This is a genomic window from Bradyrhizobium erythrophlei (assembly GCF_900142985.1).
Taxonomy (GTDB): Bacteria; Pseudomonadota; Alphaproteobacteria; order Rhizobiales; family Xanthobacteraceae; genus Bradyrhizobium; species Bradyrhizobium erythrophlei_B.
In genome coordinates, this window is the sequence record NZ_LT670849.1 from 4905834 (window position 1) to 4925740 (window position 19907).

At 62.3% G+C, this 19907-nt stretch carries 18 protein-coding genes; 9 read left to right on the forward strand and 9 right to left on the reverse strand.

Annotated elements, in window-relative coordinates; translation table 11 throughout:
* Positions 1-170: 170 nt before the first annotated feature.
* Positions 171-557, forward strand: a complete 387-nt coding sequence (locus tag BUA38_RS23310) for a DoxX family protein (protein ID WP_072821555.1) — start codon at positions 171-173, stop codon at positions 555-557.
* 141 nt (positions 558-698) lie between these two features.
* Positions 699-1073: a VOC family protein gene (locus tag BUA38_RS23315; protein WP_072821557.1), complete on the forward strand. Its 375-nt coding sequence runs from the start codon at positions 699-701 to the stop codon at positions 1071-1073.
* A gap of 668 nt (positions 1074-1741) precedes the next feature.
* Here the strand turns inward: BUA38_RS23315 and BUA38_RS23320 are convergent.
* The 4 genes from BUA38_RS23320 to BUA38_RS23335 form a co-directional block, all read right to left on the reverse strand.
* The gene (locus BUA38_RS23320; RefSeq protein ID WP_072821559.1) at positions 1742-2026 is read right to left on the reverse strand and encodes a DUF1330 domain-containing protein; all 285 of its coding nucleotides are present in this window, start codon (positions 2024-2026) and stop codon (positions 1742-1744) included.
* Between the two features lie 198 nt (positions 2027-2224).
* Positions 2225-4228, reverse strand: coding sequence for an acyl CoA:acetate/3-ketoacid CoA transferase (locus tag BUA38_RS23325; RefSeq protein ID WP_072821561.1), 2004 nt, complete (start codon positions 4226-4228; stop codon positions 2225-2227).
* A 29-nt stretch (positions 4229-4257) separates the two neighbouring features.
* Positions 4258-5667 (reverse strand): GntP family permease, encoded by a 1410-nt coding sequence (locus BUA38_RS23330; protein ID WP_072821563.1) that lies wholly within the window; start codon positions 5665-5667, stop codon positions 4258-4260.
* 466 nt (positions 5668-6133) lie between these two features.
* Positions 6134-7264, reverse strand: coding sequence for an amidohydrolase family protein (locus BUA38_RS23335; RefSeq protein ID WP_083587723.1), 1131 nt, complete (start codon positions 7262-7264; stop codon positions 6134-6136).
* A gap of 322 nt (positions 7265-7586) precedes the next feature.
* Between BUA38_RS23335 and BUA38_RS23340 the strand changes: the two genes are divergently transcribed.
* From BUA38_RS23340 to BUA38_RS23365, 5 genes are all read left to right on the forward strand, one after another.
* Complete coding sequence (locus tag BUA38_RS23340; protein ID WP_072826363.1) at positions 7587-7790, forward strand: hypothetical protein; 204 nt, start codon at positions 7587-7589, stop codon at positions 7788-7790.
* 142 nt (positions 7791-7932) lie between these two features.
* Positions 7933-8298 carry an ArsR/SmtB family transcription factor gene (locus tag BUA38_RS23345; protein WP_072821565.1) on the forward strand — a complete coding sequence of 122 codons (366 nt, stop codon included), beginning with the start codon at positions 7933-7935 and terminating at the stop codon, positions 8296-8298.
* Positions 8276-8779 carry an SRPBCC family protein gene (locus BUA38_RS23350; RefSeq protein WP_072821567.1) on the forward strand — a complete coding sequence of 168 codons (504 nt, stop codon included), beginning with the start codon at positions 8276-8278 and terminating at the stop codon, positions 8777-8779. The genes BUA38_RS23345 and BUA38_RS23350 overlap by 23 nt, the downstream gene beginning before the upstream one ends.
* Positions 8780-9139: 360 nt before the next feature.
* Positions 9140-10459 (forward strand): MFS transporter, encoded by a 1320-nt coding sequence (locus BUA38_RS23360; protein WP_156898671.1) that lies wholly within the window; start codon positions 9140-9142, stop codon positions 10457-10459.
* A 175-nt stretch (positions 10460-10634) separates the two neighbouring features.
* Entirely contained in the window at positions 10635-12476 is a 1842-nt protein-coding gene (locus tag BUA38_RS23365) for a hypothetical protein (protein WP_072821571.1), read from the forward strand.
* Between the two features lie 191 nt (positions 12477-12667).
* Here BUA38_RS23365 and BUA38_RS23370 read toward each other — a convergent pair whose 3' ends face one another.
* The 5 genes from BUA38_RS23370 to BUA38_RS23390 form a co-directional block, all read right to left on the reverse strand.
* Positions 12668-12964 (reverse strand): VOC family protein, encoded by a 297-nt coding sequence (locus tag BUA38_RS23370; RefSeq protein ID WP_083587724.1) that lies wholly within the window; start codon positions 12962-12964, stop codon positions 12668-12670.
* A 224-nt stretch (positions 12965-13188) separates the two neighbouring features.
* The gene (locus BUA38_RS23375; RefSeq protein ID WP_072821575.1) at positions 13189-14481 is read right to left on the reverse strand and encodes an MFS transporter; all 1293 of its coding nucleotides are present in this window, start codon (positions 14479-14481) and stop codon (positions 13189-13191) included.
* A 58-nt stretch (positions 14482-14539) separates the two neighbouring features.
* On the reverse strand, positions 14540-15604 hold the full coding sequence (locus BUA38_RS23380) for a dihydroorotate dehydrogenase (protein WP_072821577.1): 1065 nt from the start codon (positions 15602-15604) through the stop codon (positions 14540-14542).
* Between the two features lie 4 nt (positions 15605-15608).
* On the reverse strand, positions 15609-16547 hold the full coding sequence (locus BUA38_RS23385) for a DUF6282 family protein (RefSeq protein ID WP_072821579.1): 939 nt from the start codon (positions 16545-16547) through the stop codon (positions 15609-15611).
* A 45-nt stretch (positions 16548-16592) separates the two neighbouring features.
* The gene (locus tag BUA38_RS23390) at positions 16593-17402 is read right to left on the reverse strand and encodes an IclR family transcriptional regulator (protein ID WP_072826365.1); all 810 of its coding nucleotides are present in this window, start codon (positions 17400-17402) and stop codon (positions 16593-16595) included.
* A gap of 191 nt (positions 17403-17593) precedes the next feature.
* On the opposite strand from BUA38_RS23390, the gene BUA38_RS23395 reads away from it, so the two are divergent.
* Positions 17594-18454 (forward strand): hypothetical protein, encoded by an 861-nt coding sequence (locus BUA38_RS23395; RefSeq protein WP_072821581.1) that lies wholly within the window; start codon positions 17594-17596, stop codon positions 18452-18454.
* Between the two features lie 81 nt (positions 18455-18535).
* Positions 18536-19900, forward strand: a complete 1365-nt coding sequence (locus BUA38_RS23400) for an MFS transporter (RefSeq protein ID WP_072821582.1) — start codon at positions 18536-18538, stop codon at positions 19898-19900.
* Positions 19901-19907: the final 7 nt, after the last annotated feature.

Consider the following 19907-nt stretch of genomic DNA (forward strand, 5'->3'; position numbering starts at 1 on the left):
CAGCAGGATATTCGTCACAACGACGTGACATCCGTGCCAGAGCCTTGTGAATCAAGCACTTGGCTGCCGGCCGAGGATGATGCGCCCCTGTTTCCCACGGCTGGCTGGGCGCGCTATGGTAGTCGGCTATGGGGTCGGCCCATTTTGATGGCTAGGGGGAGTTTTCATCGATGTCACTTGATCGCGTCAGCAAATATGCGCCCGAAATACTCGGCATCGCCCGCGTGGTGATCGGACTTTTGTTTCTGGAGCACGGTACCTCGAAGCTGTTCGACTTTCCGCACGGACCGGTCCAGCCGGCCATGGGCTCGCTCATCTGGTTTCAGGGCATCATCGAACTGGTCGGCGGCGCGCTGTTTGCGGTCGGCTTTCTGACGCGCCCCGTGGCCTTCATTCTCGCCGGCGATATGGCAGTCGCCTATTTCATGGCCCATGCGTCGAAGGGTTTCTTCCCGATGCTCAATGGCGGCGACGCGGCCATTCTCTATTGCTTCGTCTTCCTGGTCTATTTCGTGACCGGGCCCGGCCGCTGGGCCGCGGACGCCTCGGCGAAGTGACGCCTCGTTCACTTCTCCCCGCAAGCGGGGAGAAGTGAAGAATCAGCGGGTACCGCTTGCCGCTTTTCACGGCACGCCTTCAGTCGAACTTTTGTCATAACGACGAGGTAGAGCGCTGAAAAGCGATCGTGGAGCTTCGCCTTGGGTAATCTGGCAACCATCGAGGTCAAGGCTTTCGTGCCGGCGCGCGATTTCGACCTCTCCAAGCAATTCTATCAGGACCTCGGCTTCGATATGGCGTGGTCCAGCGACGCGCTGGCGTATTTCTGCCACGGCGATTCGTCGTTTCTGCTCCAGAACTACTACGTCAAGGAACATGCCGACAACTTCATGATGCATCTGTTGGTCGAGGACGTGGACGCCTGGTGGAAGCATGTCGAGGCTCAGGGGATTGCCTCGAAATACGGCATCAAGGCCGAGCCGCCTGAAGACCGGGACTGGGGCTTGCGCGACTTCATTCTGGTCGACCCCACCGGCGTCCTGTGGCGTATCGGCCAGGACATTCCTTCCAAGTAGAGCCGACAAATAGAGCCGACGGATTCTGGAGCTTCGATTTCGAAGTTCGCAGACGATAGCCGTTGCATCGGGCCGTTGTATCGTCAGCAGACAAACGACGGCGATGCGTGCCGTTTTCATTCATCACCATAAACACGCAGCGCCATGATGCATGGCGCTGCCGCATGTCAATGACATAACGCGCGTGCTGCGTTTTGCATTCAGCGGCAGTTCAGCGAGATGAATGCGTAGTGCGTGCCGAGCGATTGAATCACCACGTCTGCGGGTGAACGAAACGGCTCAAGTCCTGAAGCTCACTTTCCCGAAAGAGGCACTCATGAAATCACGCGGCTTTATTTCTGTTGTGGTCGGCGCAATGGTGCTGACACTTCCACTTGTTGGGTGCGCCACCTACGCGCAGGCAGATGCGCTGTCAGTCCCTGCGGGACTGTTCGGTACATGCCCGCCCGGCTATTGGCTCGGCCGTGCAGGGCAGGCGTGTTGGATAAAGCAGGTGCGGCCGGGCCCGTATGGAGGGTGCCCGGCCGATTACCACCTCGGACCTCAAGGGGGCTGGTGCTGGGCGAACTACGTCGACTAGGGCTTATCCGGCTTTGATGCGTCGAAGGATCGGTTGCTTTCGTGGCGGCGTGCATGTTGGCGCCGCCGCGCGGCAGTGCCGTCCGCCGTCAGATTCCATCGATGATCGCGAGGTTTCCGCTCGCACTGTTTAACCGCAATCCGATGATCTTCTGGTAATCTGCCGAGCGGTACCAACCTTCGGCTGCCGCGCGGTCGGGAAACTCGAGTATCACTGTACGCGGTTGCCACTCGCCCTCGAGCACCGAGCACTTGCCGCCGCGGACGAGGAACTTGCCTTCGAACGGGACAAGTGTGGCGGCAACGACCTTGCCGTATTCGCTCATCATCGCCGCATCGTGGACCGTATCGGCCGCGATCACATAGGCTTTCATCCATTATTCTCCTGATGTCGCGATATCCTATCGAGCGCGGGAGGAAATGACGAGACGTTCATAGTTCGGTCGTCCCTGCGAAAGCAGGGCCCCATAACCACGGGCGTCTCGGTTTATCCGGGTGGCAGCCGGCCGTCTCAACTTGGAGGCCGCGGCGTATGGGTCCCCGCGTGCGCGGGGACGACAGCGAGAGAAATCCTAACGCCCGCCGCTTTCGTGCGCATCCCATCGCGCCTCATCCGCGCTTTCGAAGATGTGCGGGGCCAGCCCACGGCCCTCCAGGGCCTCACCGAGCTTGATGCGCAGGAAGCCCGAGGTCGTGTAGCGCGAGACGCCGGAATAATAGCGGTCGGTGAGCGAGCGCACCATGGCGGAATATTCGTCGAGCAGGTCGGGCGGAATCGAGAAATTGTCGTAGTTGACGATGGCGTAGACGCGGCGGCCGAGCGGCGCGAGCTTGGCTTCGACCGCATTATGGATAGCCTCGATGTCCGCCTGGCTGCGCACCACGAAACGCTCGAGGTTGATGAAGAACAATTCCTGCTGGCGGTCATAGGTGAAGCGGTCGTCGAGCGGGATCGCGACCATGTCGCGGCGCAGATCCATCACGCCCTCGTGGAAAATGCGCGCATCCATCAGCGACGGTTCGCGTGGGACATGCGGCTTGAAATCCATCAGCGCCAGAATATCGCGCTCGATATCGATGCCGGGCGCGACCTCGATCAATTCGAGTCCATCCGAGCCGAGCGTAAAGACGCAGCGCTCGGTGACGTACAACCCCGGCTGGCCGCGCGCGACCGCGTAAGCGCCCGAGAACGTCACATGCTCCACGGCCTCGACAAATTTTGGCGACCGCGCTTCGTCGATGATCGATAGCTTGCCCTCGGCGCAGTTGATGCGCAGTTTGCCGGCGCCGAAGGTGCCGACGAACACCACCTTCTTGGCGTTCTGGCTGATATTGATGAAGCCGCCGGCGCCTGCGAGCTTGGGACCGAACTTGGAGACATTGAGATTGCCGGACCGGTCGACCTGGGCGAGGCCGAGGAAGGCGGCGTCCAGCCCACCGCCGTCATAGAGGTCGAACTGATAGGGCTGGTCGATCACGGCCTGCGTGTTGATCGCCGCGCCAAAGTCGATGCCGCTGGCCGGAATGCCGCCGATCACGCCGGGCTCTGCGGTCAGCGTGATCAGGTCGATGATTTTCTCTTCGTTTGCCACCGCCGCAATGCCTTCGGGCATGCCGATGCCGAGATTGACGACGCTGTTGGCCTTCAGTTCGAAAGCGGCGCGGCGGGCGATGATCTTGCGCTCGCTCATGGGCAAGGCCGGCAGCGAGCCCGCGCGCACGCGAATTTCCGAGGAGAACGCCGGGTTATATTGCGTCCCAAAAGTCTGCCAGTGGTTTTCGGGCCTTGCGACCACGACGCAATCGACGAGGATGCCGGGGATTTTCACCTGGCGCGGGTTGAGCGTGCCGCTTTCGGCGACACGTTCGACCTGCGCGATCACTAGCCCGCCGGAATTATGCGCGGCCATCGCAATCGCCAGCGCCTCCAGTGTCAGCGCTTCCTTCTCCATGGTGAGGTTCCCGTCAGGGTCGCCTGTCGTGGCGCGGATGATGCCGATGTTGATCGGGAAGGTCTTGTAGAGCAGGCAGTCCTCGCCGCCGATCCTGATCAACTCGACCAGGTCTTCCGACGTGCGCGCATTCAGCTTGCCGCCGCCGTTGCGCGGATCGACAAAGGTGCCAAGGCCGACGCGGCTGATATGGGCAGGGCGCCGCGCGGCGATGTCGCGAAACAGATGCGTGATCACGCCCTGCGGCAGGTTATAGGCTTCGATCTGGTTCGATATCGCAAGCTGCTGCAATTTCGGCGCCAGGCCCCAATGGCCGCCGATCACGCGCTTGACGAGGCCATCATGCGCGAAGTGATTGAGCCCGCGTTCCTTGCCGTCGCCCTGGCCGGCGGCATAGACCAGCGTGAGGTTCTTCGGCTTGCCTTGCGTGTAGGGCGCGTCGGTTTCGTTTTCGAGATAGAGCGCTTCCAGGGCCAGTGCGATTTCCTCGGCAAAACCGATGCCGACGAAGCCGCCGGTCGCGACGGTGTCGCCGTCTCGGATCAGCCGCACGGCCTCCGCCGCGCTCACCACCTTGCCCTTTTCCGACAGCCGCAGGAATTGCAGGGCAGGGTGCTGGCTCATGGCTGGCTCCTTGGGTGAAATCTACACGGCTAAACCAGTCCCGTGAGGTAGTAGACGGCGATCACGAAGAACACGCCGAGCGTCTTGAGACACGTGACGGCGAAGATGTCCTTGTAGGACTGCCGATGCGTCAGCCCGGTCACCGCGAGCAGCGTGATGACCGCGCCATTATGCGGCAGCGTATCCATGCCGCCGGACGCCATCGATGCGACGCGGTGCAGCACCTCCGGCGGGATATGCGCGGCTTCGGCCATGGCGATGAAGTCCTTGGCCATCGCCGCAAGCGCAATCGACATGCCGCCGGACGCCGAGCCCGTGATGCCCGCGAGCGAGGTGACGGTGATGGCCTCGTTGACCAGCGGATTCGGAATCGATTTCAGCGCGTCCTTGATGACGAGAAAGCCGGGCAGCGCCGCGATCACGCCGCCGAAGCCATATTCGGACGCGGTGTTCATGGCGGCGAGCAATGCGCCGGCGACGGCAGCCTTGCTGCCTTCCGCAAAAGTCGAGCGGAGTTTCGGGAAGGCAAAGATGAAGACGGTGATGATGCCCGCCAGCAGCGCGCCTTCCACCGCCCAGATCGCCTTGATGCTGGCAATCGGCGTGGGGATCGCGAGGTCGAGCGCCAGCGTCAGGTCGTAACTGGCGCCATAGGCGCGATCGATCAGGCCGCCGAACAGGCCGGGAAAGCCGCCGAGCACGAGGTTGACGACAAAGACGACGATCAACGGCAGGAAGGCGATGAAGGCCGGCGCGAGATCTTTCGTATCGACCGGCGGCGGCTCGTTCAAGTGCCCCTCGCCATAGCCTTCGCCGGCCGCTGCCGCCACGCGGCGCCGCCATTCCAGATAAGTGAGGCCGAGCACCAGGATGAAGAGCCCGCCCAGCGTGCCGAGGATCGGCGCCGCGCCATTGGTGGTCTTGAAATAGGTGGTCGGAATGATGTTCTGGATTTGCGGGCTGAACGGCAGCGAATCCATGGTGAAGGAAAACGCACCGAGCGCAATGGTGCCGGGGATCAGGCGCTTCGGGATATTGCCGGCGCGGAACATTTCCGCTGCAAAGGGGTAGGCGGCAAACACCACGACGAACAGCGACACGCCGCCATAGGTCAGCACGCCGCACACCAATACGATCGCGAGCATCGCGCGCTCGGAGCCGACCAGATCGATCACGGCCGCCACGATCGATTTGGAAAAGCCGGAGAGTTCGATGACCTTTCCGAACACCGCGCCCAACAGGAAGACGGGAAAGTAGAGCTTCGCAAAACCCACCATCTTGTCCATGAACAGGCTGGTGAAAGCTGCGGGTACCGCGCCGGGATCGGTCAGAAGCACCGCGCCGAGCGCTGCGACCGGCGCAAACAGGATCACGCTGAAGCCGCGATAGGCGACGAACATCAGGAAAAACAGCGCGGCAAGCGCGATCAGAAAACTCATCAAGGCCTCCCCTTGGAACGTCCCTCTGGAACGGCTCGCGTTGGTCTTGTGGTTGTTTTTGCGAACTACCCAAAGTGTGCGTCAGGTGGTCGCAGACGCGCAAGCAATTTTCAGCGACAGCGCATTGTGCGCGGGCCGCGGATAAAAATCTTGTCACAAAAGTAAAAGGCCGGCGGGAATTCCCGCCGGCCCGAAATACCAGATGCCAGGGAGCTGAAAGCTTAAGGCTCCAGTAAAAGCGTCAGCCGTGTCCTAATTTCAGCTTCGCCACCATCCGACGATGCGAGCTTTGAGACGCTGCAGATAATCGGTAAGCCAGAATTTCGAGCAATCGAAGCAGAGGTAAAACTCTTGGTTTGACGGGACATCGTCGAAGAACTTCTCTTTCCCGCACATCATGCAGTGAAGTTTATGACCCATTGCACTTCGCCCAAAGAAGGCCTCACTTCATTCAAGCGCTCAAGCCTTATGCATTCAGTCTTGGCAACAGCTTCAACGCATTGCCGCGCTCGATGTCCATGATCTGTGCATCGGTGAAGACGCCGGATGAGCGCAAGCCCTTCACGTGGTCGATCGCGGTGCGATAGGGGAAGTCCGTCCCGAACAGGATCTGCGAGGTCGGGATCACGGCCGTCAGCGCCGACATCGACGCCTTGTTCGAGGTTTGCGCGGTGTCGTAATAGAAGCGCGTCAGTTCGGCGAGCGTGCCGTCCGGCACCGCCGGCTGGAATTGCTTGTCGATCAGCGGCTGGCGGACGAAGCGCTCGATGAGGAACGGCATGGTGCCGCCGGCATGCGAGAAGATCCATTTGATGTCGCGGAATTTCGCGGCATTGCCCGAGAACACGATGTCGCCGATCGTGCGCGTGGTGTCGGTGCCCCATTCCACCAGCGTCGGCGGTTCGGTCTTGAGAAGGTTGACGCAGCAATCGGCGGTCGAGGGATGGGTGTAGACCACACATTTGCGGCGGTTGAGTTCTTCCATCACCGGCAAGAACGACGGATGGCCGAGCCACTTGTCGCGGTAGTTCGTCATCAGCCCGATGCCGTCGAGCTTGAGCGTATCGAGCGCGTATTCGATCTCCTTCAACGACGCGTCGATATCGGCCAGCGGCAGCATCGCCCAGCCGCCGAAGCGGCCGGGATGGTCCGCAATCAACTTGGCGTTATATTCGTTGCACTCACGGACAAGTTTGCGCGCTGCCTCGCCGCTCGTGAAGTTCACGCCGGGCTGCGTCACCGAAAGCATCGAGACCACGACGCCGGCGGCGTCCATGTCGGCGAGCGATTTTTCGATGGTCCAGCCGCGCAGCAGGCCGTCGCCGAAATTGTTGGCGACCGCGGCCTGGATAAACGTCGGCGGCGATAAATGATGATGAACGTCGATCCGGTAAGGTTTTTCGCCCGTTTGCGCTGATGCCTTTCGGAACGGACCAAGGCCGGTTGCGAGCAGCGCCGCCGTGCCCGCCGCGCCCGCCACGAATTGACGTCGACCCAGGCCGCCCGCCGTCAACGATATCGTGTCTTCGCATCCGCAGGCGCAGCCGCGCATCGCGAGGCGCTTGTTGCCGTCGCCCGTTTCACCACTGTGACTCATAAAAACTCTCTCCCCGTTGTTCCGATTCCGAAGTCGCGGTCGGTTCAGGATTTCTTGATTGAAGATTGAAGCGGCCACACCTTAGCGATGTTGCTGTGCGACACAATAGGTCGCCGGTGTCCTACGCTCCGCGGCGAAATCGCCTTCAAAGCACGGGCTTTTGCATGCAAACGCGTCAGGCGTGCCGCCTTCTGCTGCATTGCAATGCGGCTTGTGTAAAAGAATGTTGATCTCTGTCGCAGCGACAAAACGAAACAGACCTCTGCCACGAAATCTGCTAGGTTTGGAGCGTTACTTGGCTTCACCAAAGGGAGTGGAGTTCATGAACAGGCTCGTTGAAATTCGCCGCCAGGAGCATTTCTGCCGTGAGCGTGCGTTACATGATTCCGAGCGTAAGGTGTTTTGGCTTGCGGAGGCCGAAGTATGGGAGCAGCGCGCGCTCGACGAGATCGCGTTTCACTTCCGCGAGTGCAATACTGAAATTCCCGGTCAATCAGTTCACAGCCAGTCCCTGAACGCCGCGTAAGCGGGCACACATTTTTTTACGCGCGGGCGGCCGAAAGGTCGCCCGCGTTGCGTTTGTTTGGGCGGCGTCCTTGGGGCCTCGCGGATCGCCGGCTCGGCCTGCCGTTGCATGCCACCAATCCCTGTGCTAGATACTGAACCATATGGTTCAGTATAGCCAGACCCGCTTCGATGTCTCGTTCGCCGCGCTCTCGGACGCCACCCGGCGCGGCGTTCTGGAGCAGCTCGCGCGTGCGGACGCTTCGATCACCGACCTTGCCGGCAAGTTCCACATGACGCTGACGGGCATGAAGAAGCATGTCCGCGTCCTCGAACAAGCGGGGCTCGTCACCACGGAGAAGGTCGGGCGCGTGCGGACCTGCAAGCTCGGCCTGCGCCGGCTGGAGGAAGAGGCGGCATGGATCGAGAGGTACCGCCAACTCTGGGCCGCACGCTTCGACGAGCTGGACAAGGTTGTCGAGGAACTGAAACGGAGGGAGAAGTCCGATGGACGCAAGAGGAGAGGGTGAGCCGACGCCTGCGAACAACCGCACCACGGTGGAGCGGAAGTCCGACCGTGAGCTCGTCGTGAGGCGAACCTTCAACGCCCCGGCGCGCCTCGTGTTCGAGGCGTGGACCAGGCCCGAGCTGCTCAAGCGGTGGTGGGCGCCGAAGTCGAGCGGCATGTCCCTGCTTTCCTGCGAGGCCGATGTTCGTGCCGGGGGCCGGTACCGTTTCGAGTTCGGCCACGAGGCTTCGAAGCAGATGGCGTTCTTCGGCAGGTACCTCGAAGTGACGCCGTACTCGCGCCTCGTCTGGACCAATGAGGAAAGCGAGGACGGCGCCGTCACCACGCTGACCTTCGAGGAAAAAGCCGGCCAGACGCTGCTGGTCCTGCACGAGCTCTATCCCTCGAAGGAAGCTCTCGACGCTGCCATCGCCGGGATGGAGGGCGGGATGCCCGAGACGTTCGAGCAACTGGACGAACTCCTCGTCACCTTACGCGGGTAACAAGGACGCGGGTGCAGGCATCGCTTACGCAGTTTGCGCTAGGCAGGCTATTGTGGCCGGGCATGGCTTCCCCTCATGGTGAGGAGGCGCGAGCACCCGAGCAGGCCGAGCTACGCGAGGACGTCGCGAACGGTGCAAGTAAAGACGCGCCGCTGGACGACGCTTCGCGTCGCCAGGAGAACCATGAGGCCTCGGTATTGGCCTCATCCTTCGAGACGCCGCTAGCGCGGCTCCTCAGGATGAGGGTTTGTCGCTTGAAGGGGACCCCCAACCCCTCCCCCTTTCAAGGGAAGGGTCCGGCTGCTAAGGCAAGTCTGTGAAGACAAACAATAAAAGCCAGCAGGGCGAGGACTAAGCGGGATGACGGGTGTGGGTGAGGGCGTCTCCGGCGTGTCCAGTGCCAGCGCATCGATGGCGGAAGATGCCGCGCTGCACCGCGCGGTGCAGAAGGCCGCACTGCGCTTCGTGCCGCTGCTGACCATCGCCTATCTCTTCAATTACCTCGACCGCACCAGCCTCAGCGTGGCCGCGCTGACGATGAATCAGCAATTGGGCCTGACCCCTGCCCAGTTCGGGCTCGCCGCCGGCATCTTCTTCCTCAGCTATTCCACGTTCGAAATCCCGAGCAACCTCTTGCTCTATAAAGTGGGCGCGCGGCGCTGGATCGCGCGGATCATGATCAGTTGGGGCCTGGTCTCGGCGGCGATGGTCTTCGTCACCGGCCCGAACAGCTTTTATGGCTTGCGGTTTCTGCTCGGCATCATGGAAGCCGGCTTCTTTCCCGGCGTGACGTTCTTTCTCGCCGCCTGGTTTCCGACCCAATACCGCACACGGATGCTGGCCTGGTTCCTGGTCGGCATTCCCCTGTCTTCGCTGGTCGGCACCCCCATTTGCAGCATGTTGCTTCAGATGGACGGCATCTGGGGCTTGCATGGCTGGCAATGGATGTTTCTGCTGGTGAGCCTGCCGTGCGTGCCGCTCGGCATTGCAACCCTCATTCTCCTTGCCGACCGGCCGCAGACGGCCCACTGGCTCACGAGCGAAGAGCGCGACGCGCTCGATCATGTGCTGGCTTCCGAAGTGCGGGAGCGGCCGCATTCTTCGCTTTGGGCCGCACTGAAGGACGCGCGCGTCTTGATCTGCACCGCGATCCAGTTCGGCTTCACGCTCGGCTCCTACGGCATCGGCGTCTGGCTGCCGTTGATGCTCAGGGAATATCACCTCTCCAACGCCGAGATCGGATGGATCGCGGCGATCCCGTATCTGTTTGCCACCGTCGGCATGATCCTGTGGGCGCGCTGGGTCGACCAGAAAGGCCAGCGTATCGCCAACCTCGCCATCGCCTGCACGTTAGGTGCGGTCGGCCTGTTGCTGCCGATCTTCTCCAACTCGCTCGTTTCGGCCGTTGCCGGATTTAGCCTGGCGCTGATCGGCGTTACGGCTGCGCGCGCCATCTTCTGGACCATTCCGACGCGCTTCCTCACCGGCGTCGCGGCCGCCGGCGGGCTCGCCTTCATCAACTCGGTCGCCACCACCGGCGGCTTCTTCGGGCCGTCGTTGATGGGCGTGCTGAAACAGTATTCCGGCTCCTATGTCGTCGGCCTGCTCGCGGTTGCCGCCATCATCTTCGCATCCACGATCGCCTCGCTGTCGCTGAAGCTGTTTATTTCCCGCGAGTAACAAACGCAGCGCGCCACCACGTCGCTCGCTGAATTTTTCGGGAAAAGCTGGAAAGATCGCAAAACTTTCGCATGCCTGTAACACAGCCTGCGCAAGTTGCGCCCGCTTGAATCTTTCGCATCCCTTCGCGCAATGTATCGCGTCGCGAAGCTTTTCATTCTGGGAAAAAATAGAAATGAACCTCACGGAAACGCGTTCGCTTCGCGGACGGTCGCTCATGAACACGCGCTTTGCCGTCGCGCTGCTTGCCACCACCGCGCTGGGCGGCACGCTCGCTTATGCCGATAATGACGATTTCTTTTTCTTCCGACCCGGCGATCTGCTGGTGTCGAAGGCCGTTTATTCCGCCCCCAACATCGTCGCCGGCACGACCCAGCTTCCGCCGGGCTGCGGCCCCACGCCCATTGTGACCCCTTGCGCCGCCGCGAACAACGACGGCACCTACCCCTTCGTGTTCAACAATGCGAACGTCGACGGCTCGTTCTCGGTCGCCTCCAAAATCGTACTCGACGAACTGCGCGCCGATAAGGATGGCGATTTCGTGCAGTCGCTGGAAGTGCCGAACAGCACCCAGCGCCACGTCACCGCCACCAGCGATCAGGCTGTCACCAGCTTCCAGTCGAAGTCGGAGCTTGCGATCAACCTGTCGGTTGATCATAAGGCTGTGACGTTCCTTGGCTACCTCGCCCCGGTCGCCGCGCTGGACGTGTCCAACTCCAACACGCCCTCCGTGATCGACCCGACCGATACGGATACCGCCAACCCGACCTATCGCGTCTTCGCTGACGTCGACGCGTTCGGCCATTTCCGCTTCACCAAGACCAACGCCTATAGCGGCGACAATGGCCGCGCCGCGATCCTGAACGACGCCCATGGCGCTAACGTGCATTACGGTTCCGGTAACGCCGGCAACGGCTCTGCGGTGAAGTTCACGGTAAACGGCGTCAAGGTCAGCTCGCAACCGGTCGGCATCATCGAAGGTGGCGGCGCGCAGTTCGAACTGGCCTCGAATCAGCCGTTGAACGCGCAGATCGATCCCGGTCAGCCGACGCCGGTCGGCAGCTTCAACATCGTTGAACTCGGTCTCGCGACCGACAAGATCGGCAAGGACACCAATTTCCGCGGCCTGACGGTGTTCAACAACGTCGTCTACTTCACCAAGGGCTCGGGCGGCAACGGCGTCAACACGCTGTACTTCATCGACACCAGCGGCAACGCCGCCAACGGCAATCCGAAGGCTTGCCCGAACGGCTCAGGCCTGCCGGCGCTGGGTGCGACGCTGCCGACCGCGCCGATGACCATCACCAATGCGGGGGTGACTCCGGAGACAGCGGGGAGCGTGCAGGCCGTGGGCGTGTTGCCCTACAACATGTGCATCCTGAAAGGCTTCCCGACCGTGCTGGCGAGTTCGACCGCCGCGCCGCCCGCACCACAGGTGACGTTCCCGTTCGGCGTCTGGTTTGCGGATTCCAAAACGGTGTACATCGCCGACGAAGGCAGCGGCGACAACACGTTTGCCGGCAACACCTATACCAATGCCGGCGCGCAGACCACCGCGGGCTTGCAGAAGTATGTGTTCAACGAGGCGACCGGCGCCTGGCAGTTCGCCTATACCCTGTCGGCCGGCCTTAACCTCGGCGTGCCCTACACTGTCACCGGCTATCCGACTGGCACCAACAGTGCGACCGGCCTGCCGTGGTCGCCCGCGACCGACGGCCTGCGTAACCTGACCGGCCGCGTCAACCACGACGGCACCGCCACCATCTGGGCGGTCACCTCGACGGTCAGCGGCAGCGGCGACCAGGGCGCCGATCCGAACAAGCTCGTGATGATCACGGACAAGCTCTCGGCCACCACGCTGCCGGCGAACGAAAGCTTCAAGACGATCCGCACTTCGGCCTTCGGCGAGCTGTACCGCGGCGTGTCGTTCACGCCCGGCACCGATTTCGATCGGGACGATCGCCACGCGTTCGGCGATCTGCTCTGCGACTTCGGCCTCTGCGGCCGCGATCACTGATCGCGTCCGAACAAGACCGCCAGCGCTTCATTTGTATTGCGTCGAAGCGCGCGCCCACTGCCTCTCCCCGCGTATCATGCGCGGGGAGATTTTTTTATGAGGGCGTGGTCAGCAAAGGGCCATCAAGCGGCATGCGGAGCGATTTGCAGCCGGCTTCCGCCGAACAAGACTGCCAAAATCGTCAGATGAGTTCAGGTCGCTGGAGGATGCTGTGCGAATGACAACGTGTAGCCGCTGTCGTCCAGCAGGCCAAACTCGCGCACGCCGTATTCCATGGTCTCGATCGGATAAACGATGCGCGCGCGTGTCTTGAGAGTCTCCCATAGCTCGTCGACATTGTCGACGTCCAGATAGATCGAGCCGGTAAAGCTCGGGCCTTTCCAGGGGACATGGGCATTGGGCAGCGAAAGCATAATGTCTGCGGCACCCAGCCGAACGCGTGCAAAACCTTCCAGTTGCAGTGTGCAGGTGAAGCCAAGCTGCTCCACGTGAATTTCACGGACCGCGCTACGTCCTCAGTTGCGAGCGCTATCGAGACGTCATAAACAGCCATGCCTTCAACCCCGAACCACTTCGGCCGACCCAGCATAGATCAAGCTTTGGCGCGGTAGGCCATTCAAGCACTTCACTTCTGCGTTGGGTCGTCAGCCGGAACCGTGCAGCTGTCCGGTTCCGCGGGATTTCGGAAGGTCCGGTCGTCTGAATCGCCGGTTCATCCTGCCGTTCGCATCGCGGGCTTGGCTTGCGTGGCGATGAACTGCAAGGCGGCACCGACGCCGAGCAGTCCCAGACAAACCGCCGGCACCAGCATTGCCGCCGCCGCGCTGCCGCCCATCTCGGCAGCCAACGGCATCAGGTTCTGCGCGGCAAAGCCGCCGAAGCTTCCCAGCATCGAGATCGCGCCGATGCCGGCGGCGGCGCGCTCACCGGTCAGGAAGCGCGACGGCAGCGACCAGAAGCACGGCAGCAAAAGCGAGATGCAGGGCGTGCCGACGATCATGGCGACCAGCCGCATCCAGTTTTCCGGCACTAGCGTCGAGAGCACGAAGGCGACGACGCCGATAGTGGCGAGCACGACCATCGCCATCACCACCGAGCGATGCTCGCGCAGGCGTTTTGGCAAGATCAGCAGCATCGGCACGGTGACGAGCCAGGGCAGTGCGGTCAGAAGTCCGTTCTGCGTTCCCGTCATGCCAAACCCCTTGATCACGGTCGGCGTCCAGTAGATCACGCCGTAGAGCGAGGTGAGGATCAGCGCGTAGACGCCGGAGAGGAACCAGACGCGGCCATCCCACAGCACTTGCCACAGCGAATGGCCGTCGTGTTTCGCCGCGCTCTCTTCCTCGAGCCGCCGCGTCAGCCAGCTCTTCTCGGTGTCGTCGAGAAAGTCAGCCTCATTGGGCCGGTTCGGCAACAGCGCCAGCACCAGGAAGCCGAGCAGCACGGCAGGCAGCCCGGTGACGATGAAAACCCATTGCCAGCCGGAGAGGCCGAGGAATCCGTGCATGTCGAGTAACGGGCCGGAGAACAGCGCGCCGAACATGTTGCCGAAGGCGCTGCCGAGCGTGATGATGCCCATCACGCGCACCCGATAGCTTTGCGGAAACCAGATCGAGGTGACGTAGATGATGCCGGGATAGGCGCCGGCCTCGGCGACGCCGAGCACGAACCTCATCACGGTGAACATCCAGTCGGAGGAGACAAAGGCCATCGCCACCGTCACGGCGCCCCAGCTCACCAGAATGCGCGTCAGCCAGGCGCGCGCGCCGAACTTGTGGATCGCGAGCGTGCTCGGGATTTCGCAGATCAAGTAGCCGATGAAGAACAGCGATGCCGCCAGGCCGAACGCCCGCTCGGACATGCCAAGCTCGCGCGCCATTTGCAGTTTGGCAAAGCCGATATTGCTGCGATCGATGACCGCGACGAGATAGACCAGCATCAGGATCGGCATCACGCGGGCGATGATGCGCGACATCAGTTGCGGTTCGTCGACCGTACGATCCATGCCCCAAATCCTCCCTCTGGTCGTGTTCTTACGTCGTGTTCTTGCGTCGTATTCTTGTTCAGTCTTTGGTCAGCGCATCCCGCGGCACGTAGTTGCGCCAGTTGCCTTCGAGCTGTGGCATCTCGGCAAAGGTCTTGCGCGCGTCGGCGGCGCGGCCGATCAGGTCCTTCGCGGTGATTTCTTTGGCGTTCAGATAATCCTTCAGCTCGGCAAGCGAGCGCTCGATCAGCTCGAAGCCGCGCAGCATCACGGGCGAGGAGATTTCGGCGGCGCTGGCGCCGGCCAGCATCACGCGCGCAATGTCGAGACCGTTCTGGATTCCATTCGTGGCAATCAGCGGCTTGTCGCGCCCGACCGCCGCGCGCGACAACGACAGCCAGTGGCAGGTCAGCGGCAGATTCCAGTACCCGCCGACGCCGAGCGTCGTATCAAGCACGGGCCGCATGGTGTCGAGATCGGGGATCAGGCCGAGCAGACGGCCAGCCATGACGACGCTGTCGGCGCCTGCCGTGAACGCGGCGCGCGCCAGCTCCGGAACCTGTTCACTCTGGCCTGTGATCTTGACCCAGAGCGGCATCGACACCGCAGTCCGGATCGAGCGCACGATCGTCATCACGCGCCCAGGCATCAGCTCAGTCGCCACCGCGCCCTTGGCGGCCTGCGAGGCATAGGGCGTGCCGATGTTGAGTTCGAGCAGGCGCAACCCAGCTCCTTGCACCTGGCGCGCCATGTCGATAGCGTGATCGAGATCGCCGAGGATCAAGCTCGCGGCGACATAGGCATCGCTTTTGGCGGCTTCACGATCGAGCCGCGATACGCTCTCCAGCCATTGATCGAAGGAACCGGGATAGAGCCCCGAGCGGCAGGCGATGAAGGCCGACGCGGGCGCCGACGCATTCCACTCCCGCCGTTGCCATGTTTCGTCGAACACGGCGTATTCGGCCGCATCCAACTGAGTTTTTGCGGCCTGAACCTCGTTGGTCGATTTCATCACGACCACGGCCGCGCCTGCGCTTAAAGCGCGCCGCACGCCGGCTTCCTCGATCAGATGTTCGGCCGCGCCCGCAATGAGCGGGTTCTTCAAACGCAGCGAACCTATAGTGACATCCAATATGCCCGCCATCGCGTCACGCCGCCTCGAGCCCGAGCATCCTCGCGGCGTTGGTTGCGACCATCTTGTGGATGTCCTCGTCGCTATAGCCGAGGTCCATGCACAGCGCGACGCCTCGCCGAAACCCTTCGAGCGGCGAGAACACGCCGACCTGGCCCAGATCAGAACAGATCACGGTCTGATCGACGCCGGCGGCCTCGATGTGGTGGCGTAAATCCTCGCCCGTCGCGACCTTGAACTTCGATCCCTCCAGGAACATGCAGATGGAATGTTCGACGAATGCGCCCATCGCGGCGATGCCCTTGACGTCGTTGAGGCTGGCGCCGACGATTTCTTCGGGATGCGTGAACGCAAGACGCTTGACGCCGCGGCGCCGGGCTTCCTCGAAGATGACCCAGGTTTCGCTGACGTGCAGATGCCCGCTCGCGAGCAGCATGTCGTTTTTGGCGATCACATCCAGCACTTCCTTGACCGAGTCGAGAATCTTCTTGTTGGCGTCGAGCACCGGCACGGCTGACGCGGGACGCATCTTCGAGGTCGAGGCCGGATGCACCCAGCTCGAGTTCTTTTCCCAGCGCAGGTGATTTTCCGCCGCCAGCGTCGGCATCCACACCGTCTTGCCGCCCATCGCCGCGGTATGCTCGACCGCGTAAGGATTCATGCCGCCGACGACGTTATTCAGCACGATGCCGGAAAAGATTTTCGTCTTCAGCTCGGGATGATGCTTGGTGATCAGTTGCGCGGTCGCAACGCCCGCATAGTCGTGATCCTTGGTGAGGACGGCGGCAAAGCCTGCTTCCGAATATTGCCGGACCAGGTCGAGATGATCCACGGCGCGCGGCGCGATCGACGGCCCGCTGTGGACATGCGGATCGACCGCGCCTTGCAGGATCTTGTCGATGCGCGCCTCGCGCGCCGATGTTCCGGACTTGTCCGCGACTTTTGCTTCACTCATCACTGTTCTCCCTGTTGTTTCTTTTGAAGGGCGCGTTACGCGCCTTTATGCGGTTCGTTGTCTGGCCGGGCGCAGGTCCGAATTTCTGGTGCCGTGGCCAAGCATGCGCGAGATTTGCGCCGCGGCCGCCTTCAGCGCCGCAACGCTCTTCAAATCAGGCTTGGCGGGCAGGAACTGGATCGAGCCGACCAGCGCCAGCGCGCCGATGCAGGCGTCCTTGCCGTCGAAGATCGGCGCGGCCACCGCATTGATGCCGAGCATCGCCTGCTCCGGCGCGGTGGCAAAACCTTCGCTCGCGACGCGCGCGAGTTCTTCTTCGACCGTCTTGCGATCGGTCACGGTATGCGCGGTGAAGGCGGGCAGGGGTTTTGACAGCACGCGCTCGCGCATGGCTGATGATGCAAAGGCGAGCTGCACCTTGCCCTGCGCGGAGGAATGAAACTGGAGTTCGCTGCCGGGCCGCACGCCGATTTCGATCGCGGCGGTGCCGCCGACCATGCTCGATATCAGCGCGCCGCGCGGCGAGGATTCCGACAGCACCACAGAGTGGCCGAGCAAATCGCGCAGCTCGCGCATCGGCCCCGAGGCGAGCTGAATGAGATCGGCCTCGGGCGCGTAATGGGCGAGCAGGCGGCTGCGCGGGCCCCTTGCATATCTAGATGTGCTCGGGTTTTGCACGAGATAGCCGCGCTCGACGAGCGTCAGCAGGTGACGGTGCACGGAGCCCTTGGTGAGGCCGAGCCGGTCGGCGATTTGCGTGACGCCGAGCTCCTCGTCGGAGAAGGCGACCGCCTCCAGCACATCGAGCGCGACCTGCACGGAACGCACCCCGCCGTCCACGCGCTCTTCGGTCATCGCGGGCATTTCCGCTTTTGTTTTCAAAGGCAAAATCTCGTTTCCAGGCGGTCGTAGGGGTCGTTTTGGGGCGTTGCGAAGATTCGTATTGACGTCTTGGGACGTATCGATATACAGAACGATGTATCACGCTCGCGAACAACAAACAACCGCTAAATCGAGAAATCGCGGGTCGCCCAAGGAGGACTGACATGAGCGAAGCGATGCGCGCCGCGACCCACGCCCGGCATTACGCCGAGCCGCCGCAGGCAACCGATGCCGACGGCACGCGCCACTGGATCACGCGCGCGGCCAATTTCATCACGGCTGTCAGCCACGCGAAGGAAGGCGCCGTCCTCGCGCGCAACAATCCCGACGAATACATGGTGCTGCTGCCGCCGGGCTCGGAAGTCACCGTCGAGGCGGGCAGCGAGCGCATCGAAAGCAAAGGCAACAGCCTGATCATCGTGCCGCCCGGCCAAAGCCGCATCACTGTGCGGAAAGCGGGCATGGTGGCGCGGGTGTTTTCCAAGCGCGCCGAGGATCTCGCGAAGACGGCCGTGAATGCCTCGACCTATGCCGATGGCGCGCCGGAAGTGGCGGACCTGAAGCCCTGGCCCGATCCTGCCGGTGGTTTTCGCCTGCGCCATTACGATCTCGACAAGGCGGTGAGCCCCGATCCGTCACCGCTCAAGATGCGCGTATTTCGTTCGACCAATCTCATGGTCAACATTTTCATGCCGTGGCAGAAGCGCCGCGACGAGACCAAACTCTCGCCACACAGCCACGACGACTTCGAGCAGATTTCGCTCAGCATGGAAGGTGCGTTCGTGCATCACCTGCGTTATCCGTGGTCACCCGACAAGACGCGCTGGCGCGAGGACGAACACGCCCGCTACGATCAGAGCCCGTCGGTGCTGGTGATCCCTGCGCGCGTGCTACACACCACGCAGGACGTCGGCGAGGGCACGACCTGGCTGGTCGACGTGTTCGGCCCGCCGCGGATGGATTTCTCCTCGCGCGAAGGTTTTGTGCTTAACGCGGCCGATTATCCGATGCCATCAGCGCATTGATCCGCAAACATCGCGAGAGCTGACTAACAGCCCGCTGGCGCAACGTCGCCTTTATCAATTGGGACGCCCAGGGAGGGCCCGATGGCTCAGTTTTTCACGCGTGTTTCATTTGCTTCTGACAATGAGGCGGCGGCGTATAATCGCGCCGCCTGGAAGCTCATTCCGTTCCTGCTCATTCTCTACATCATCTCGTTTCTCGACCGCGTGAATGTCGGCTTCGCGAAATTGCAGATGAGCGCCGACATCGGCCTGTCGGACGCCGTGTTCGGCCTTGGCGCCGGCATCTTCTTCATCGGCTATGCCGCTTGCGAAATTCCGAGCAATCTTCTGCTGCAGCGCTTCGGCGCGCGGATCTGGATTTCGCGCATTCTCGTGGTGTGGGGCATCATCTCGGTCTGCTTCATGTTCGTCACCACGCCGGCGCAGTTCCTCAGCCTTCGCTTTCTGCTCGGCATTGCCGAAGCCGGCTTCTATCCCGGCATCGTGCTGTATCTCACCTACTGGTTTCCCGGAAAACTGCGCTCGCAGGTCTGCGCGCTGTTCTTTGTCGGCATTCCCATCGCCGGGCTGATCGGCGCGCCCTTGAGCGGCTTCATCATGAAGCAGATGGCGGGTGTTTCCGGCTTTGCCGGCTGGCAATGGCTGTTCCTGCTGGAAGGCGCGCCGGCGGTGATCGGCGGCATCGTCACCTTCTTCTATCTCAGTAACGGTCCGAAAGACGCGAAGTGGCTGACGGCTTCCGAGCGCAACGTCATCATGCCGGCGCTGGAAGCCGAGGACGCCACCCATCGCGCCATGGGCCACGGCCATCGCCTGGTCGATGCGCTGTTGAGCGGGAAAGTCTGGCTGCTCGCGATCACCAACTTCACGCTGCTCGGCGGCATCTACGGCATCTCGTTCTGGATGCCGCAGATCGTGAAAGACCTCGGCGTGCACGACGTGTTCATCAATGGCCTCGTCACCTCGATTCCCTTTGCGGTTGCCTGCGTCGCCATGATCGTGGTCGGCCGCTCGTCCGATCGCATGCGCGAGCGCAAGTGGCACATCATCCTCTCGGCTGCGGTCGGCGCGCTGGGACTGGTCGGCGGCGCGTCGCTGACGGCAACGCCGGCGCTGGCGCTCGCCAGCCTCTCACTGGCTTTGGGCGGTGCGCTGGCCTCGATCACCGTGCTCTGGGTATTGCCGAGTGCGCTGCTCACCGGCGCGGCGAACGCTGGCGGGCTCGCGCTGATGGCGACCATCGGCAATCTCGGCGGCTACGTCGCGCCCTATGTCGTCGGCCTCGCCAAGGAAGCGACGGGCCGCACCGACTTCGGTCTTTACCTGATGGCGGTCGCGATGGTGCTCGGCGCGCTCTTGGTGCAGCTCCTGCCGCGCAACGCCACGATTGACGAGGCCGAGCATGCGCCTGTGTTGAAGGAAGGCTCAGTGGTCGGGGCGACCTGAGAGCGTT

Excerpts from the sequence above, each read along its gene's own strand:
- BUA38_RS23365 (WP_072821571.1), top strand. The coding sequence starts at position 10,635 with ATGAACCTCACGGAAACGCGTTCGCTTCGCGGACGGTCGCTCATGAAC.
- BUA38_RS23390 (WP_072826365.1), bottom strand. The coding sequence starts at position 17,402 with ATGACCGAAGAGCGCGTGGACGGCGGGGTGCGTTCCGTGCAGGTCGCG.
- BUA38_RS23380 (WP_072821577.1), bottom strand. The coding sequence starts at position 15,604 with ATGGCGGGCATATTGGATGTCACTATAGGTTCGCTGCGTTTGAAGAAC.
- BUA38_RS23330 (WP_072821563.1), bottom strand. The coding sequence starts at position 5,667 with ATGAGTTTTCTGATCGCGCTTGCCGCGCTGTTTTTCCTGATGTTCGTC.
- BUA38_RS23320 (WP_072821559.1), bottom strand. The coding sequence starts at position 2,026 with ATGAAAGCCTATGTGATCGCGGCCGATACGGTCCACGATGCGGCGATG.
- BUA38_RS23340 (WP_072826363.1), top strand. The coding sequence starts at position 7,587 with ATGAACAGGCTCGTTGAAATTCGCCGCCAGGAGCATTTCTGCCGTGAG.
- BUA38_RS23360 (WP_156898671.1), top strand. The coding sequence starts at position 9,140 with ATGACGGGTGTGGGTGAGGGCGTCTCCGGCGTGTCCAGTGCCAGCGCA.
- BUA38_RS23400 (WP_072821582.1), top strand. The coding sequence starts at position 18,536 with ATGGCTCAGTTTTTCACGCGTGTTTCATTTGCTTCTGACAATGAGGCG.
- BUA38_RS23335 (WP_083587723.1), bottom strand. The coding sequence starts at position 7,264 with ATGAGTCACAGTGGTGAAACGGGCGACGGCAACAAGCGCCTCGCGATG.
- BUA38_RS23310 (WP_072821555.1), top strand. The coding sequence starts at position 171 with ATGTCACTTGATCGCGTCAGCAAATATGCGCCCGAAATACTCGGCATC.
- BUA38_RS23395 (WP_072821581.1), top strand. The coding sequence starts at position 17,594 with ATGAGCGAAGCGATGCGCGCCGCGACCCACGCCCGGCATTACGCCGAG.
- BUA38_RS23345 (WP_072821565.1), top strand. The coding sequence starts at position 7,933 with ATGGTTCAGTATAGCCAGACCCGCTTCGATGTCTCGTTCGCCGCGCTC.
- BUA38_RS23385 (WP_072821579.1), bottom strand. The coding sequence starts at position 16,547 with ATGAGTGAAGCAAAAGTCGCGGACAAGTCCGGAACATCGGCGCGCGAG.
- BUA38_RS23375 (WP_072821575.1), bottom strand. The coding sequence starts at position 14,481 with ATGGATCGTACGGTCGACGAACCGCAACTGATGTCGCGCATCATCGCC.
- BUA38_RS23350 (WP_072821567.1), top strand. The coding sequence starts at position 8,276 with ATGGACGCAAGAGGAGAGGGTGAGCCGACGCCTGCGAACAACCGCACC.
- BUA38_RS23325 (WP_072821561.1), bottom strand. The coding sequence starts at position 4,228 with ATGAGCCAGCACCCTGCCCTGCAATTCCTGCGGCTGTCGGAAAAGGGC.